This is a genomic window from Streptomyces deserti, from assembly GCF_054782695.1.
This window is the reverse complement of the sequence record NZ_BAAGRZ010000010.1, coordinates 94,017-109,731: the sequence shown is the minus strand read 5'-3', so window position 1 is coordinate 109,731 and position 15,715 is coordinate 94,017. Positions and strand designations below refer to the sequence as shown.

General features: G+C 72.1%; 12 protein-coding genes and 1 pseudogene. 9 read left to right on the top strand and 4 right to left on the bottom strand.

Going from position 1 to position 15,715, the window contains the following annotated elements:
* The first annotated feature begins 95 nt into the window (after nt 1-95).
* Both ACYVMZ_RS19125 and ACYVMZ_RS19120 read left to right on the top strand, forming a co-directional pair.
* Entirely contained in the window at nt 96-941 is an 846-nt protein-coding gene (locus ACYVMZ_RS19125; protein WP_461081141.1) for a hypothetical protein, read from the top strand.
* 252 nt (nt 942-1,193) lie between these two features.
* On the top strand, nt 1,194-2,120 hold the full coding sequence (locus tag ACYVMZ_RS19120; RefSeq protein WP_461081139.1) for a S1 family peptidase: 927 nt from the start codon (nt 1,194-1,196) through the stop codon (nt 2,118-2,120).
* An 18-nt stretch (nt 2,121-2,138) separates the two neighbouring features.
* Here ACYVMZ_RS19120 and ACYVMZ_RS19115 read toward each other — a convergent pair whose 3' ends face one another.
* Together ACYVMZ_RS19115 and ACYVMZ_RS19110 are read right to left on the bottom strand one after the other, a co-directional pair.
* Nucleotides 2,139-3,749: an N-acyl-D-amino-acid deacylase family protein gene (locus ACYVMZ_RS19115; protein ID WP_461081137.1), complete on the bottom strand. Its 1,611-nt coding sequence runs from the start codon at nt 3,747-3,749 to the stop codon at nt 2,139-2,141.
* Between the two features lie 12 nt (nt 3,750-3,761).
* Nucleotides 3,762-5,036: an amino acid deaminase gene (locus tag ACYVMZ_RS19110; RefSeq protein ID WP_461081135.1), complete on the bottom strand. Its 1,275-nt coding sequence runs from the start codon at nt 5,034-5,036 to the stop codon at nt 3,762-3,764.
* Nucleotides 5,037-5,163: 127 nt separating this feature from the next.
* On the opposite strand from ACYVMZ_RS19110, the pseudogene ACYVMZ_RS19105 reads away from it, so the two are divergent.
* The 3 genes and pseudogenes from ACYVMZ_RS19105 to ACYVMZ_RS19095 all read left to right on the top strand — a co-directional run.
* Nucleotides 5,164-5,349, top strand: a pseudogene (locus tag ACYVMZ_RS19105) (IclR family transcriptional regulator domain-containing protein); the annotation flags it as partial.
* On the top strand, nt 5,346-5,765 hold the full coding sequence (locus ACYVMZ_RS19100; RefSeq protein WP_461081133.1) for a RidA family protein: 420 nt from the start codon (nt 5,346-5,348) through the stop codon (nt 5,763-5,765). The pseudogene ACYVMZ_RS19105 and the gene ACYVMZ_RS19100, both read left to right, overlap by 4 nt.
* 92 nt (nt 5,766-5,857) lie before the next feature.
* Entirely contained in the window at nt 5,858-6,403 is a 546-nt protein-coding gene (locus ACYVMZ_RS19095) for a hypothetical protein (RefSeq protein WP_461081131.1), read from the top strand.
* Nucleotides 6,404-6,451: 48 nt separating this feature from the next.
* Here the strand turns inward: ACYVMZ_RS19095 and ACYVMZ_RS19090 are convergent, their stop codons facing one another.
* Nucleotides 6,452-7,807: a M14 family metallopeptidase gene (locus tag ACYVMZ_RS19090; RefSeq protein ID WP_461081129.1), complete on the bottom strand. Its 1,356-nt coding sequence runs from the start codon at nt 7,805-7,807 to the stop codon at nt 6,452-6,454.
* 304 nt (nt 7,808-8,111) lie between these two features.
* Between ACYVMZ_RS19090 and ACYVMZ_RS19085 the strand changes: the two genes are divergently transcribed.
* The 4 genes from ACYVMZ_RS19085 to ACYVMZ_RS19070 all read left to right on the top strand — a co-directional run bounded on the left by ACYVMZ_RS19085 (nt 8,112) and on the right by ACYVMZ_RS19070 (nt 13,630).
* On the top strand, nt 8,112-10,646 hold the full coding sequence (locus ACYVMZ_RS19085) for an ATP-binding protein (protein ID WP_461081127.1): 2,535 nt from the start codon (nt 8,112-8,114) through the stop codon (nt 10,644-10,646).
* Between the two features lie 62 nt (nt 10,647-10,708).
* A complete protein-coding gene (locus ACYVMZ_RS19080) occupies nt 10,709-11,620 on the top strand; it encodes an anti-sigma factor RsbA family regulatory protein (protein ID WP_461081125.1) in 912 nt (303 codons plus the stop codon).
* An 82-nt stretch (nt 11,621-11,702) separates the two neighbouring features.
* Nucleotides 11,703-12,185, top strand: a complete 483-nt coding sequence (locus ACYVMZ_RS19075; protein WP_461081123.1) for an ATP-binding protein — start codon at nt 11,703-11,705, stop codon at nt 12,183-12,185.
* Nucleotides 12,186-12,313: 128 nt separating this feature from the next.
* Nucleotides 12,314-13,630, top strand: a complete 1,317-nt coding sequence (locus ACYVMZ_RS19070; protein ID WP_461081121.1) for an Nramp family divalent metal transporter — start codon at nt 12,314-12,316, stop codon at nt 13,628-13,630.
* A gap of 232 nt (nt 13,631-13,862) precedes the next feature.
* Here the strand turns inward: ACYVMZ_RS19070 and ACYVMZ_RS19065 are convergent, their stop codons facing one another.
* On the bottom strand, nt 13,863-15,527 hold the full coding sequence (locus ACYVMZ_RS19065) for a chitinase (protein WP_461081119.1): 1,665 nt from the start codon (nt 15,525-15,527) through the stop codon (nt 13,863-13,865).
* Nucleotides 15,528-15,715: the final 188 nt, after the last annotated feature.

Sequence of the window (15,715 nt, the reverse complement as noted above, 5' to 3'; positions counted from 1 at the left end):
CGGGCCGTGTTTTCCGCCACGTGAGACGCGTCGGTTTGGGTGGATATCGCCGACCGCTGTCCCATGAGCCCCTCCCGTCCCTACAATGCGCCGCCATGTCCAGGCCACCTCAGTACGACAACGGGGCGTACCGCGCGCATGCCGCGAACGGCGCGCCCGGCGCGTACGACGTCGGCGGTGTGCACCCGGCGGGCGGCGGACACCGGGTTCCGCCGAACGTGTACCACCCGCGGGCCGCGCCACCCCCGCCGTACGAGGAGTACGCCGACCCGGCGGCCGCCCACGGCTGGCAGAACGTGTACGACGAGACGGCTGAGCTGCCCGCGGTGCCGGACATCGAGGGCGGCGGCGCGGACGGCACCGGTCCCGGTGTGGGCGGCGGGCCCGGCGCGTACGGCACTCCTCCCGCCGAGGGCACCGGCGGCCCGGGCCCGGACCGTCACCGGCACGGCTCGGGCCGGCGCGGCCGGCGCAGGGCCGGTCCGTGGCGTTCGCGGCGGGTGGCGCTGGTCGCCGGAGCGGTGGGTGCCGTGTCGGTGGCCGCGCTGATCGCGGGGTTCTCCTCCTCGGGCTCGCCCGACGGCGGGGTGAGGGGCGAGCAGGACCGTACCGGCCAGACGGCGGTGGACCCGTCGGCGCCCACGTCCCCGGACCCGGCGACGCCCGCCACCTCGGATCCGGCGTCCTCCTCGGGTCCGGCGACGGCCGACCGCCCCTCGGGCGGCGCGGAGCCGTCCCGCACGGCGTCCGCGAGTCCGTCGGCCCCAGGGAGCCGTTCCCCGTCCGAAGAGGAGGAGGGGAAGACGAACGAGCCTCCGGTCACAGCCCCCACCACGGGCACCGCGACGTCCGCCCCCGCCCCGTCCCCGACCCGGTCGGCGCCCGGCAACGCGGACCGCAGGCCGGGGCACGGTCAGGGCGGCACCAAGGGCCCCAAGTAGCGGTACCGAGAGTCCCGCGAAGAGGCCCGAGCCTCCCGTGAAGAGGCCCGAGCGTCCCACGGAAGGTCCGAGGGCCCACGTAAAGGAACCAAGGGGCCCGAGTAAAGAAGGCGCACCGGTCCGGACCGGTCAACTCCGTGGCTGATACAACTCCTTGTCTCCAACAGGCTCCCCCCTCACAATGCGCATGACAAACCGGTTTGATCTTCGAAGGATCTCCGGCCACTCACGTCTCAAGAGGGGACCCCCCACATGAGAAAACCTCTCGCCGCCGCACTCTGCGCCCTGGTGATATCCGGGGCGGGCGCGGCTCCCGCGGTCGCGGCCGAGCCCACCCCCACAGGCTCGGACCCGATCGCGGACCCGGACACGGTCACGTCGGTCGTCCACGACGTGGTCACGTCCACCACGGCGAACCTGTCCGGGAGCACCACCACCTCCGCCCGGGCCGTGAACTTCGCCGGCACCGTCTCGCTCAGCAACTGCTCCGGTTCCGTCGTCCGCATGCCGGACTCCGAGGACAACGACCCGGCGCTCGTCCTCACCAACGGCCACTGCCTGGAGACCGGCTTCCCCAAGCCCGGCGAGGTCATCGTCGACCGGGCCTCCAGCCGTTCCTTCGGCCTGCTCAACTCCGCCGGTACGCGCGTGGCGACCCTGCGCGCCGGCAAGATCGCGTACGCCACGATGACCGACACCGACGCGGCGGTCTACCAACTCACCACCACCTACGCGCAGATCAAGAGCGCGTACGGCATCGACGCGCTGACCCTCAACGACGCGCGCCCCGAGGCCGGCACCTCCATCAGCGTCGTCTCCGGGTACTGGAAGCGGATCTACAGCTGCTCCATCGACGGGTTCGTGTACCGCATGAAGGAGGGTGACTGGACCTGGAAGGACTCGGTCCGTTACACCTCCGCCTGCGACACCATCGGCGGCACGTCCGGCTCGCCCGTCGTCGACACCACCACCGGCAAGGTCGTCGCCGTCAACAACACCGGCAACGAGGACGGCGAGCGCTGCACGGTGAACAACCCGTGCGAGGTCGACGCCAACGGCACCGTGACGGTCCGCAAGGGCATCAACTACGCCCAGCAGACCTACCCGTTCACGGCCTGCTTCGGGATCGACAACAAGCTCGACCTGAGCGCGAGCGGCTGCACCCTGCCCAAGCCGTAGCCCATGGAGGGCGGGCGGTCACACCGGAGTCCGGCGGACCGCCCGCCCCGCCAGCACGTCCGTCCGCCGCCCGTCCTCGATCACGAACCGCCCGTCGACCAGGACGTACGGGATGCCGGTCGGCAGCACGCGTGGTTTCGCGAAGGTGGAACCCGCGGCCACCGTCCGCGGGTCGAACAGGACGAGGTCGGCCCGGTACCCCTCGCGCACCAGCCCGCGGTCCGGCAGTCGCAGCCGGGCCGCCGGACGGGAGGTCAGGTGCGCGACGCACTGCTCCAGCGACAGCACGCCCAACTCCCGTACGTACCGCCCGAGATAGTGCGGGAAGGTGCCGTAGGCGCGCGGGTGGGGTTTCGTGCCCTGGAGGATGCCGTCCGAGCCGCCGGTGTGCACCCGGTGGCGCATGATCGCCCGCACGTTCTCCTCGTGGCCGACGTGCTGGAGGATCGTCGTGGCCAGCCGGTCCCGGGTCAGCAGCCGCCGGGCCGTGGCCCACGGTTCCTCGCCGCGCAGCTCCGCCGACTCCCGCACCGTACGGCCCACGTATTCGGCGAGCGCGGGATCGCCCACGCCCGAGATCTCGATCGTGTCCCACTCGACGGGCACGCCGTGGCAGCCGTCGGACCCGGTGACCTCCAGGTCGTGGCGGATCCGCCCGGCCGTCTCCTCGTCGGCCAGCCGCCGCAGGACCTCCTCCGGGCCGCCCTCGCTCGCCCAACTCGGCAGCATCGCGACGAGCGTGGTGCAGCCCGGGGTGTACGGGTAGGTGTCGAGGCTGATGTCGGCCCCGGCGGCCAGCGCCTCGTCCAGCAGTGCCAGCAGCTCGGGCGCCCGGCCCTTGTTCACGCCGAAGTTCATGGTGGCGTGGGCGAGATGGAGCGCGCAGCCCGCCTTGCGGGTCAGCCGGATCATCTCCTCGTACGCCTCCAGGGCCCCCGCTCCGTACGAGCGGTGATGGGGGCAGTAGTAGCCGCCGTACCGCGCCACCACCCGGCACAGCTCGGTGAGTTCGGCGTCCCGCGCGTAGCTGCCCGGCGTGTAGGTCAGCCCGGACGACATGCCGACGGCGCCCTGCTCCATGCCCTCCGCGACCAGCTGCCGCATCCGGTCCAGTTCGGCCGGGGTCGCCGGCCGGTCCTCCCAGCCGACGGCGAGCGCGCGGACCGTGCCCTGGGGGACGAGACAGGCGGCGTTCACGGCGATCCCGCGATCGAGCCGGTCCAGGTACTCGCCCACCGTCCGCCAGTCGAAGTCGATGTCGTCGCCGTTCCCGTTCCAGCCGGCGATCGCCCGGCGCACCTCGCCGAGCGTACGGTCGTCGACGGGGGCGTACGACAGCCCGTCCTGACCGATGACCTCCAGGGTGACGCCCTGCGCCGCCTTGGCGCTGTGGTCGGGGTCGCGCAGCAGGGCGAGGTCGCTGTGCGCGTGCATGTCGATGAAGCCGGGGGAGAGGGCGAGGCCTTCGGCGTCCAGCTCGCGTCCGGCCTTCGGGCGTTGGCAGCCCGCCGCGGCCGCCTCCTTGACGATCGACACGATCCGGCCGCCGTCGATCACGACGTCGGCGCGGTAGGAGTCCGCCCCGGTGCCGTCCACCACGTCCGCGTCACGGATGACGAGCTCTTCCACCGCCGGCCCTCCCTAGAAGAACGTGCGGATGTAGTCGACCACCGTGCCGTCGGCCTGCGCGAGAGGGATCAGCGGCCATTTGTCGAAGGACGTGCACGGGTGGGACAGGCCCATGCCGAGCCAGTCGCCGACCTGGAGGTCCGCCTCCGGGGCCGTCCGCAGCCAGGCGTGCTGGTCGGACAGGGCGGTGACGGTGATCCCGGTCGCCGGGCGTTCGACGCCGTCCCGGCGGACGACCTGGGCGACGGGCAGGTCGAGGTCGTGGGCCGCGTCCCGCTTCCCGGCGTTGACGAAGGCCTGCTCGGCGGAGGGCCGGGAGACGACCTGCGCCCACAGGCGGAACGCGGGCTCCAGCGCGCCCTCCGCCGGGACGCGGTTGAACGGGGTCAGCCTGCGGTAGTGGCCGTCGTCGTGCGAGACGTACGCCCCCGAGCGCAGCAACTTCAGGACGGGGCGGGAGAGTTCGGGGATCTCCGTGAAGACGTCGGCCACCGCGTCGAACCACGCGCTGCCGCCCGCGCTGACGACGATCTCGTCGGCGCCCTGGAACCGCCCCGCCTTGTCGAAGTCCACGGCCAGGGCGACCAGCCGCCGCAGCCACGCCCCCACCTTCTCCGCGTCGGCCTGCGGGACCTCGCCCTCGTACCCCGCGACGCCCACCAGCCGCAGCGTCGGTACGGCCGCCACCGCGTCGGCGACGGCCGCGCACTCCGCCTCCGTACGGACACCGGTACGGGCCCCCTCCCCGGCGGCCAGCTCGACGACGACGTCCACAGGCCGGGAGGCCCCGCGCAGTGCCGCGTCCATCAGCTCCACCCCGCGCACGGAGTCGACGTAGCAGACGAGACGGAAGTCCGGGTCGGCGTCCAGCTGCGCGGAGATCCAGCGCAGGGCCGCCGCGTCGACGAGCTCGTTCGCGAGGAACACCCGCCGGATGCCGAACGCCCGCGCCACCCGCACCTGGTGCGGCATCGCGAGCGTGATGCCCCACGCCCCGTGCTCGATCTGACGGTGGAAGAGCTGCGGGGCCATGGACGTCTTGCCGTGCGGGGCGAAGGCGAGGCCGTGGCGGGCCGCGTACGTCTCCATCAGCTGCAGGTTGTGCTCCAGGCGCTCGGCGGAGAGGGCGAGCACGGGGGTCGCGAACCCGTCGGTGAACAGGTTGCGGCGCTGGGCGGCCAGCTCGCCGACGGTCAGACCGTCGGCGTCGGGCGGGAGGCCCTTGAAGCGGTGGTCGACGACTTCCTCGGCCAGGCGGGCGAGGAGGTTGGCGTTGCCGGCGTTCACGGGGCCTCCCGAGTGAGGTGTTGCGTAGTGTGCAGCTCCTGCTGCGCGCTGTGCGGTGCTCGCCTAGTATCAGCCCGGCGTCCACCAGACCACGGCGCTGCGCCTCCTGCGCACGCTGCACGAACGAGCCCCCATCCGCGGAGTGGACGGCCGGGTCGTCGCGGCCGTGTCCGTGTCCGCTCCGAACGTCGTCGTCACCGGGGAGGGGCTGCTCGCGCTGTTGCCGCTCGTGCGCCGCACGGCGGACGCCATCAGCCGTGACTGCTCCGGTGACGCGTCCACCAACGAAGCTCAGGAGAAGGACTCGGAATGACCGACAAGGCCACCAAGACCGCCCTCACGCCGCCCACCCACACCCCACCTCCCGCCAGGTTCTCGCACGGGGTGAAGAAGGGGAACATCCTCCAGGTGGCCGGGCAGGTCGGTTTCCTGCCGGCGGAGGAGGGCAAGCCGCCGGCACCTGCGGGTCCGACCCTGCGCGAGCAGGCCCTCCAGACCCTCGCCAACGTCAAGGCGGTCCTGGAGGAGGGCGGCGCCACCTGGGACGACGTGATGATGATCCGCGTCTACCTGACCGACGTGGCCCACTTCGCCGAGATGAACGAGATCTACAACGCGTACTTCGAGGCGCAGGGCCTCAGCCAGCCGCCCGCCGCGCGCACGACGCTCTACGTCGGCCTCCCCGCGGGGCTCCTCATCGAGATCGACGCACTGGCCGTCCTGGGCTGAGCTGGCTCCTGGCGATCCCGGTCGGCTCGCTCGTGTAACGATGCAGGGGCTGGCTGTGTGCGGCACAGGTTCGTGGACCATACTGCTCCGCTGTGGAGCAGCGCATAGGTTCGAGCAGCCAGCCCCTGGAGGGCGAGCCCCTGAAGCCCCTGAAGGGCGCCGGATTCGACCCGGCCTTCGTCCCCGGGCTCACCTCACCCGCGTCCGAGGACGCGACGGCCGACGCCAAGCCGGAGCCGGAGTCGGAGCCGGAGGAGACGGAAACCGTCCCGGAGCCCGAGGCCGCGGAGGAGACGGCTCCATCCGGAGAGGAACCCGAGGAAGCCGAGAGGGCCGAGGAGGCTGCCCCCGACGGCCCCGTCTTCGAGGCGTCCGACCGCCGCGCGAGGATCGTCGCCGACCACCGGGGCGTACGTCTCCGCCTCGACGACCAGGAGTGCGAGTTCCGCTGGGACGAGATCGGCGCGGTGGAGACCGAGACCGCCCGCTTCGGCAAGCGGTACACGGTCACCGTGCACACTCCTGACCGGCGCTGGTACCCGATCGAGATCGAAGCACCGGCCAGGAGCCACTTCAAGGAGTGGGACGAGCAGTTGGACGCGGTACTGGACGCCTACTTCGACGAAGACGCCGCTTAGGAGCGCGGCGCGCCGGCGTCATGATGCGGCTCCGCCGCGCGGGCGCATTTAGCTGCAGTACTGCGCTTCCTTCCCGATCGACCGGTACATGCAGTCGGCGTTCTCCAGCAACTGCAACACCGCGTCCCGGTTCCGCGAAGTCTCCCGCTCGATGACCTCGTCGGGCGGGTAGAACCCACCCCCGGAGCTGGACCTCGGGTACATCTCGAAGGTGTACCCGAAGATCTTGTGCGCGCCCCACAGGTAGTCGTCGATCGACCCGTCCGTGATGTACAGGTCGCTGGACTGCTGCGCCGTGTACCCGTTGCTCGCGGCCATCTTCTGCCCGACCGCCTTGAACGCGGCGTTGTCGTCCGCCGTCATCCCGGTCGTCGTGTCGGAGTACGTGTACCCGAACGGCCACAGCACCAGCTCGCTGTAGGTGTGGAAGTCGACACCGGCCCTGATCTGCTGCTTGCCGCCGACCACCCGGCTGCGCACGAAGTCGGCGACCACCTTGACCTCGGGCGCGGACTCGGGCGCCGAGCCCCGGTAGGTGTCGGAGGACGTCGAGCCGGAGGAGCCGCCGCAGCAGCCCCAGCGGTAGTTCCAGTTGCGGTTCAGGTCCGTACCGACGTATGAGGAGCCGGAGTTGGGCTGGCGGTTCTTGCGCCACGAGCGGTAGGAGCCGGTCGCGATGTCGTACTCGCCGCCGTCCGGGTTGATGTCCGGGATGATCCAAATCTCGCGGTTGTTCACCATGCCGGTGACGCGCGAGTCGGAGCCGTAGTCGGATGTCAGCTCGCGCAGCAGGTAGAGCGCCATCTCGACGGTGAGGTGCTCACGGGCGTGCTGGTGGTGGGTGAACAGCACCTCGGGCTCGGACTCGTCGGTCCCCACGTTGTCGCTGATCTTGATGGCGACGATGTTCCGCCCCTGGTACGACCTGCCGATCACACGCTGGCTGGCGATGGAGGAGTTGGCCGAGACGATCGAGTTGATCTCGCTCGTCATCTCCGCGTAGTTGTGGTAACGCGAGTCGGCCGAGGGGAAGTCGAAGAGCCGCATGTCGTCCGCGCTTGACGAACGGTCGGGTGCCGCGCCCAAGGCCGTGACCTCGTAGCCGAGTTGGCGCAGCTTTTTGATCTGGTCGGCGCGGCCGGAGACCACCACGGTCTCCTCGTCGGCCTCGTCGACGGTGACACCGGTCTGCTGAATGGCCGTACGGGTCACCGGAGTCGTGTGCTGATGGATCTCGTACTGGCGGATGTCCTCGGCCGAGGGCGCGGCCTTGCGGGCGCTGTCGGCGGTGGCGTCCGGCGTCGTCGCGGAGAGGGGAGCCGCCAGGGCGAGGGCGAGAAGGGCGGCCAGGGCGGCGGTGCGTCTGCCGCCGCGCACGCCTGAGCCTCGGATGCGAAGTCGCATGAAATCTCCTTGTGGGAGGTGGGGTTGTTTCTGCGACGTACCTGGTGCGGGTGTGGCGCTCATCGTTCTGCTAGTGGCATGAGCAGGTCAATAGCGCAGAGAAAACTGATGGCCTGAAGTCCTCGGAAATCGGCCGCGCAGTGTACGCGGGCTTGTCGATGGCGGTGCGGTCCCGGGGGAAGTCCACTCACGGGTGTGACCCGCGCGTGCATATATGTGAGTCCCGGGTAGAGAGTGGGGAAATGCGCAAGGGGAGCCGGAGTGTCCGGATCCTCGGACCACACCCCCAGAGGACTGGCTGATCATGGGCGGATCAGCGCCACGACGGGACCACCACCTGCCGGTCGAGACGACCAGCTTCGTCGACCGGCGTGGCGAACTGACCGAGGCGCGAGAGCTGTTGGCCCGCGCGCGTCTGGTGACGCTGACCGGGCCGGGCGGCGTCGGCAAGACCCGGCTCGCCGCCCGGATCGCGGCCCGTGTCGCGCGCGCCTTCCCGGACGGCGTGCGGTTCGTGCACCTGTCCGGCCTGCACGACCCGGCGCTCGTCCCGCTCGCCGCCGCCGACGCGCTCGGCCTGCACGACCACTCCGCCCAGCCGCCGCTGGCCGCGCTGGTCGAGCACGTACGCGACCGGCGGCTGCTGCTCGTCGTCGACAACTGCGAACACCTGCTGGGTGCCTGCGCCGAACTGGCGGCGGCGCTGCTGCGCGGCACGACCGGCGTCCGGGTCCTCGCCACCAGCCGGCACCGGCTCGGCCTCACCGAGGAACACCTCATGGAGATACGGCCCCTGCCGGTGCCCGACCCGGACGGGGACCTCTCCGCCGCCGAGGGCTATCCCGCGCTCACCCTCTTCGCCGACCGGGCCGCCGCCGTCGTGCCCGGCTTCCGGCTCACCCCCGACAACCGGGCCGCCGTCGCCCGCCTGTGCCGCCGGCTCGACGGTCTGCCCCTCGCCATCGAACTCGCCGCCGTCCGCATGCGCGTCCTCGGCGTCGATCAGCTCCTGGACCGCCTCGACGACCGCTACCGCCTGCTGACCGCCGGCAGCCCCGTGGTCCTGCCCCGCCACCAGACCCTGCGCGCCGCCGTCGACTGGAGCCACGACCTGTGCACCCGCGAGGAGCAACTCGTGTGGGCCCGGCTGTCCGTCCTGGCCGGCAGTTTCGACCTGGAGGCCGCCGAGGCGGTGTGCGCGGACGGGGAGGAGGACAGAGCGGAGGACAGAGCGGAGGACAGAGCGGAGGGCCGATCGGAGGACAGCGTGGAGGCCGGGGGCGGAGAGGTCGGCGGCGAAGAGGACGGGGGCGAAGAGGACGGGGGCGGAGAGGACGGGGGCGGTGCGGCCGCCGAGGCCGGCCCTGGGTCAGCCCCCCGCATCCGCGCCGAGGCCGGCCCCCCACCGGCCCCCCGTATCCGTGGCGACGACGTCCTCGAAGCCGTCGCCGGGCTCGTCGACAAGTCCGTGCTGTGCCGCGAGCCGGGCCCCGGCGGGGTCCGCTACCGGCTCCTCGACACCCTGCGGCACTACGGCCTCGACCGGCTGCGCCGGCTGCCCGGCGAGGAGGCCGCCGCGCGCCGCCGCCAGCGGGACTGGATGCTGCGGCGGGCCGCCACCTGCGAGCGCACCTGGTTCGGGCCCGGCCAGCCGGAGACCGTCGCCCGGCTGCGCGCCGACCAGGACAACCTGCGCACCGCCCTCGACCACAGCCTCACCACCCCCGGCCAGGCCCTCACCGGGCTGCGCCTCGCGGGCTCCCTCTGGTTCTACTGGCACGCCTGCGGAGCACCCCGCGAGGGCCTGTACTGGCTCGACCGGGCCCTGGACGCCAACCCCGAGCCGACCCGGGAACGGGCCCGCGGCCTGTGGGTCTCCGGACTCCTCAAGGCCGTCACCCAGGACCTCGCCCGGGGCCGCCGCCGCGCCGAGGACGCCCGGGCCCTCGCCCACCGCCTGGGGGAGCCGGCCGAGGCCGCCCACGCCGAGTACGTCATCGGCGTCCTGAGGCTGTTCGGCAACGACCTGCCCGGCGCGCTGGAGCACTTCGAGGCGGCCGTCTCCCGCGGCCCCGTCCCCGGCCAGCACCTCAGCCTCGTCGGCCTCGACCAGGTCGAACTCGCCTGCGCCCTCGGCTTCCTGGGGCAGGCCGAGCGGGCCGTCGCGGTGTGCGAGGAGGCGCTGCGGCTGTGCGAACGGCACGGCGAGCAGTGGGTACGGTCGTACGTCCTGCGCATGCTGGCCCTCGCCCACACCGTGCGCGAGGACTGGCCGCAGGCCGAACGGCACGCCCGCGAGGCCCTGCGCCTGAAACTCGCGGTCCACGACGTCCTCGGCATCGCCCTCACCCTCGACGTGCTGGCGGCGATCGCGGCCCGGCGCGGCGGCCACGAACGCGCGGCCGTGCTGCTGGGCGGCGCCGACCGCGTCTGGGCCGACATCGACACCGGCCGCTGGGGCTCGCACACACTCAACTCCGGGCGCCGGGACAGCGAGGAGCGGGTGTGCGGGGCCCTCGGGCGGGACGACTTCGAGCAGGCGTACCGCCGCGGCGGCGCGCTCGGCCTCGCGGAGATCGTCGGCTACGCGCTCCGCGAGGCCCGCCGTGCCCCCCGGCCCCCGGCCGGCAAGCCGTCGCACGGCGAGACGGGCGTCCGCCTCACCCGGCGCGAGACCGAGGTCGCCCACCTCGTCGCCGAGGGCCTCGCCAACCAGCAGATCGCCGACCGCCTCGTGATCGCCCGCCGCACCGCCGAAGGTCATGTCGAACGCATCCTCAGCAAGCTCGGCTTCAGCAACCGCAGCCAGATCGCCGCCTGGGTGTCGGCCCAGCGCTGACCTGCCCGCCCGCCAGGGACCCACCACCCACCACCCACCACCCACCACCAAGGGGAACCCCCATGAGCACCCACCGGCCCACCACCCAGGGCCTGTTCGACCACCGCATGGCCGTCTTCAGCACCGACGACGACTTCCTCGCCGCCGCTTTGCCCTTCCTCACCGAAGGCCTCGGCGCCGAGGGCGAACCCCCGCCCGTGGCCATCGCCGCCCCCGCGAACCTCGACCTCCTGCGGGACGCGCTCGGCAGCGACGCGAAGGGCATCTCCTGCGTCCCGCACACCGACTGGTACACCGGCTCCGCCGCCAACGCCGTCGCCCAGGCCGCCGGTTACCTCGCCGGGCACGCCGGCCCCGGCGGACGGATCCACCTCCTCATGGAGCCCGTCTGGAGCGGCCGCGCCGGACGCTCCGCGCGCGAGACCACCGAGTGGATCCGCTACGAGGCCCTCGCCAACCTCCTCTTCGCGCCGTCGGCGACGACCGCCCTGTGCGCGTACGACACCCGCACCGCCGGCCCCGCCGTCGTCGCCGCGGCCCGCCGCGCCCACCCGGACACCGGCGTGTACGAGGACCCGGTGCGGCTCGCGGCCGAACTGGACACCGTACCGCTGCGCCTGCCCCCGGCCGACGCGGAACCCCTGCCCGAGCCGCACGCCGACGCCGTACAGGCCTGGGCGATCGCCCGCGGCCTGCCCGCCGCCGAGGCGGAGCTGTTCGCGACGGCCGTCGGTGAGACGGCGGCGGCCCTCGCCCCGCTCACCGGCGCCGCCCTGCTGTGGGGCGAACCGCCCGCCTGCGTCTGCGAACTGCGCTCCGCGCGCCGCGTCGACGACCCGCTCGCCGGTTTCGTCCCGCCCCCCACCTCCGGCCTGGAACCCGGCCAGGGGCTGTGGTACGCGCGTCAGGTGTGCGCGTACGTCGACATCCGCGACGACGGTGCGGGCGCGACGGTCCGTCTGCAGTACGCGTAGCCGCGCCCGTACGTAGACGCAGGTAGGGAAGCGGGTAGTCCTCCCCCTGCGCCGCCCCGCCCCCGCGGGCCACCCTGGGGGCATGCTGCAACTTTCCGGCGGAGACCTCCCGGTCCCCGACGCCCGGTACGGTCCGTTCCCCCAACCGCCCCTGGGAGCGGGGCACCTGAGCATCGAGTACGACCCCCGGCCCTGTGCGGTCCGCGAGGCCCGTGCGGAGGTCCGCCGGCAGTTGGAGGGCTGGGGGCTCGCGGAGCGGGGCGAGGTGGCCGACGTGGCCGAACTCCTCGTCGGCGAACTGGCCACCAACGCCCTGGTGCACGCCGCGAGCAGCTTCCGGCTCACCCTGTTCGCCGCGCACGGCATCCTGCGCTGCGAGGTCAGCGACGCCGACCGGCGCGTCCCGCGGGTGTTGGACGCGGGCGCCGCGGAGAGCGGCCGGGGGATGTTCCTGGTGGACGCCCTCGCCCAGCGCTGGGGCTGCCACCGGGACGGGCGGGGCAAGACCGTCTGGTTCGAGCTCGGCACCTGCGGGTCGGACGGCTGTGGTCGGCGACAGCCGTAGCGCTCCGCGGGGCCAGGCGGCTTCGGCGGGTGCCCGGCCGCCGGGGCCGCCCGCCCTCATCGGCGCATCACGTGAAGATCCCGCACGCCCTCTTGTCCGACCGGCGTCTTTGGGCTTTCTTGACCTGCATGGCGGACACCACGGGAAACACCAAGGACACCGAGGCCCCACACGACGGGCAGCCCCGTAAGGCGAGCTGGAAGTACATCGGCCCGGGCATCGTCGTCGCCGCGACGGGCGTCGGCGCCGGCGACCTCGTCGCCACCCTCATCGCCGGCAGCAACTTCGGCTACACCCTCCTGTGGGCCGCGATCGTCGGCTGCCTGGTGAAGATCTCCCTCGCCGAGGCGGCCGGCCGCTGGCACCTGTCCACCGGCCGCACCCTGTTCGACGGCTGGGCGAGCCTCGGCCGCTGGACCACGTACTTCTTCGTGGGCTACGTCGTCATCTGGGGCTTCGTCTACGGCGCGGCGGCGATGTCGTCGAGCGCCCTGCCGCTGCAGGCGCTGTTCCCGGACGTGATGGACCTCAAGTGGTGGGGCATCGCCTGTGGTCTGGTCGGCCTGGCCTTCGTCTGGTTCAACAAGTACGCGGTCTTCGAGAAGGTCATGACGGTCCTGGTGGGCGTCATGTTCGTGGTGACCGTCTACCTGGCGATCCGCGTGACCCCGAACCTCCCGGACGCCTTCGCGGGTCTCCTGCCGGTCCTGCCCGACGAGAAGGACGCGATCCTCAACACGCTGGGCCTGATCGGCGGCGTGGGCGGCACCATCACGCTCGCCGCCTACGGCTACTGGGTCAACGCCAAGGGCTGGACCAACACGGGCTGGATGAAGGTCATGCGCCTGGACAACCGCGTCGCCTACGCCACCACGGGCGTCTTCGTCGTGGCGATGCTCTTCGTCGGCGCGGAACTGCTCCACTCCGCGAACGTCGCGATCGCCAGCGGCGACAAGGGCCTGATCCAGCTCGGCGACATCCTGGAGCGCGAGTACGGCACGGCGACGGCGAAGTTCTTCCTGATCGGCTTCTTCGCCACCTCCTTCACCTCGCTGATCGGTGTCTGGCACGGCGTGAGCCTGATGTTCGCGGACTTCGTGGCCCGGCAGCGGAACAAGGGGGAGGCCAGGGCCGAGAAGGTCGCCTCGGGCGAGCGCGAGCGCTCCTGGCCCTTCCGCGCCTACCTGCTCTGGCTGACCTTCCCCCCGATGGTCCTCCTCTTCGAGGGCCAGCCCTTCCGCCTGATCATCATCTACGGCGTGCTCGGCGCGGCCTTCATGCCCTTCCTCGCCGGCACCCTGATCTGGCTCCTCAACTCCTCCCGCACACCCCGTGAGTGGCGCAACGGCGCGCTGAGCAACACGATGCTCGCGATCGCGGGCCTGCTGTTCCTGGTGCTGTGCGTGAAGCAGATCTGGGACCAGCCGTGGTCGGAGTTCTTCTGACGGTCACTGCACCTGAAGCCACTCGGGGCTGAGACGGTCTCCCGGAGCTGCTTCATGCTCAGGGCGGGCGTGGGGCGGGTCGCGGCCATGTGCTGGGCGCCGGTGTCGAAGGCGCTGATCACGACCCGCCTCCCGTCGGCCCGCAGGGTGCCGACGGTCCACATGACGACCCCGGCGGCGCCCTCGGTGTCCGCGTCCGCCGCGGTTTGCGGGGGTCCTCGGGGATGGAGCTCTAAGGCAGCCCGTGCACGTGCGGCCCCACCGCGTTCGACCACGCGTTGCCCGCCGTGGCGTCCCAGTTCGTCGACCACGTCATCGCGCCGCGCAGGTCGGGATAGGTCCGCGGCGGCTTGAAGGTGCCGCAGTTCGTGGCCCTGGTCAGGCAGTCCAGGGCGTTGTTCACCACGGACGGGGAGACGTATCCGCTGCCCGCCGCGCGGGTCGAGGCGGGCAGGCCGAGGCCGACCTGGGACGGGGCGAGGCCGCCCTCCAGCTGGATGCAGGCCAGGGCGGTGAGGAAGTCCACGGAGCCCTGGCTGTAGACCTTGCCGTCGCAGCCCAGCATGGAACCGCTGTTGTAGTACTGCATGTTGACGACCGTGAGGATGTCCTTCACGTTCAGCGCGGTCTGGAAGTACGCGTTCGACGTCGACTGCATGTCGATGGTCTGCGGCGCCATCGTCAGGATCATCGACGGGCCCGCCTTGGCGGACAGCGCCCGCAGCGCCTGCGTCATGTAGGTCGCGTTGAGGCCGTTCTCCAGGTCGATGTCCACGCCGTCGAAGCCGTACGTCCGCATCAGCGAATAGACACTGTTCGCGAAGTTCGTCGCGGAGGCGGCGTCGTTCACGGTCACCGTGCCGCGCTCACCCCCGACGGAGATGATCACCTTCTTGCCCGCCGCCTGCTTGGCCTTGATGTCGGCCTTGAACTGGTCGACCGTGTAGCCGCCCAGGCCCGCCGAGTCGAGGGTGAAGGTCACGGCGCCCGGCGTCGCCGTCGCGTCCGCGAAGGCCACCGCGATGATGTCGTACTGGGACGGGACGTCCGAGAGCCTCTGGACCGTCGCGCCGTTGTCGAAGTTCTGCCAGTAGCCCGTGACGGCGTGCTTCGGAAGGGCGTTCCCGCCTCCGCCGTCCGGCGCGCTCGTCCGCCCCGTGACCGCCGCCGACTTCGCCGACTCGCCCGCCGCGTTGGTCGCGGTGACCTGGAAGCCGTACGACGTGGAGGCAGCGAGGCCGGTCACCGTCGCCGAGGTGCCCGACACCGCCGTCACCTTCGTACCGTCCCGGTAGACGGTGTACCCCGTCGCGCCGGACACCGTGTCCCACGCCAGGGACACCGACGAGGGCGTCGTACCCGAGACGCGCAGGCCGCTCGGGGCGGCCGGGACCGTCGGGGCCGGGTCGCCGCCGCCGCCCCCGTCGGGGCCGTACACCGACAGGTCGTCCGCGTAGTAGGGCGCCTGGCCGTACCAGCCGTGCGTGTAGACCGTCACCGAGGTCGTCGCTGAGCCGGTCGTGAAGCTCGTCGTCAGCTGTTTCCAGCTCGTCGAGTCCGGCGTCCAGGTCGACACGTCCGTCGTGCCCGTCCCGGACACGCCCAGATACGCGTACCCGCCCCGCACCCACGCGCTCAGCGCGTACGTCGAGTCGGGCCTGACCGCGACCGTCTGCGCGCACCGGGCGTGGTCCTGCCCGGACGGCGTCGCCCTCAGCGCTGCCGAGCCGCCGTGCACCGGCGAGGAGACGGTCGTGCCGCTCCCGGCGGAACAGGTCCAGTCGCTCAGGCCGGACTCGAAGCCGGCGTTCCTGGCGTTGTTGACGTCCGCGGCGGACGCGGGGCCGGTGCTCGCCACACACAGCGCAAGCGCTGCGGTGACCGCTCCCGACCACATGCGTATTCGTCTGCGTGCGCGGTCCACTGGGGCCTCCGGTGGGGGAGTGGGGATGGGGACGGCGGCCACCGCTGGACGTACAAGGTGGTCCAGACCAATTCACTTGTCAATAGGTCCGGACCAACTCCGGCCCCAGTTCGCTCCTTCCGGTCCGAACGGAGGCCCGACGTCAAGGCGATGCGCGGCGC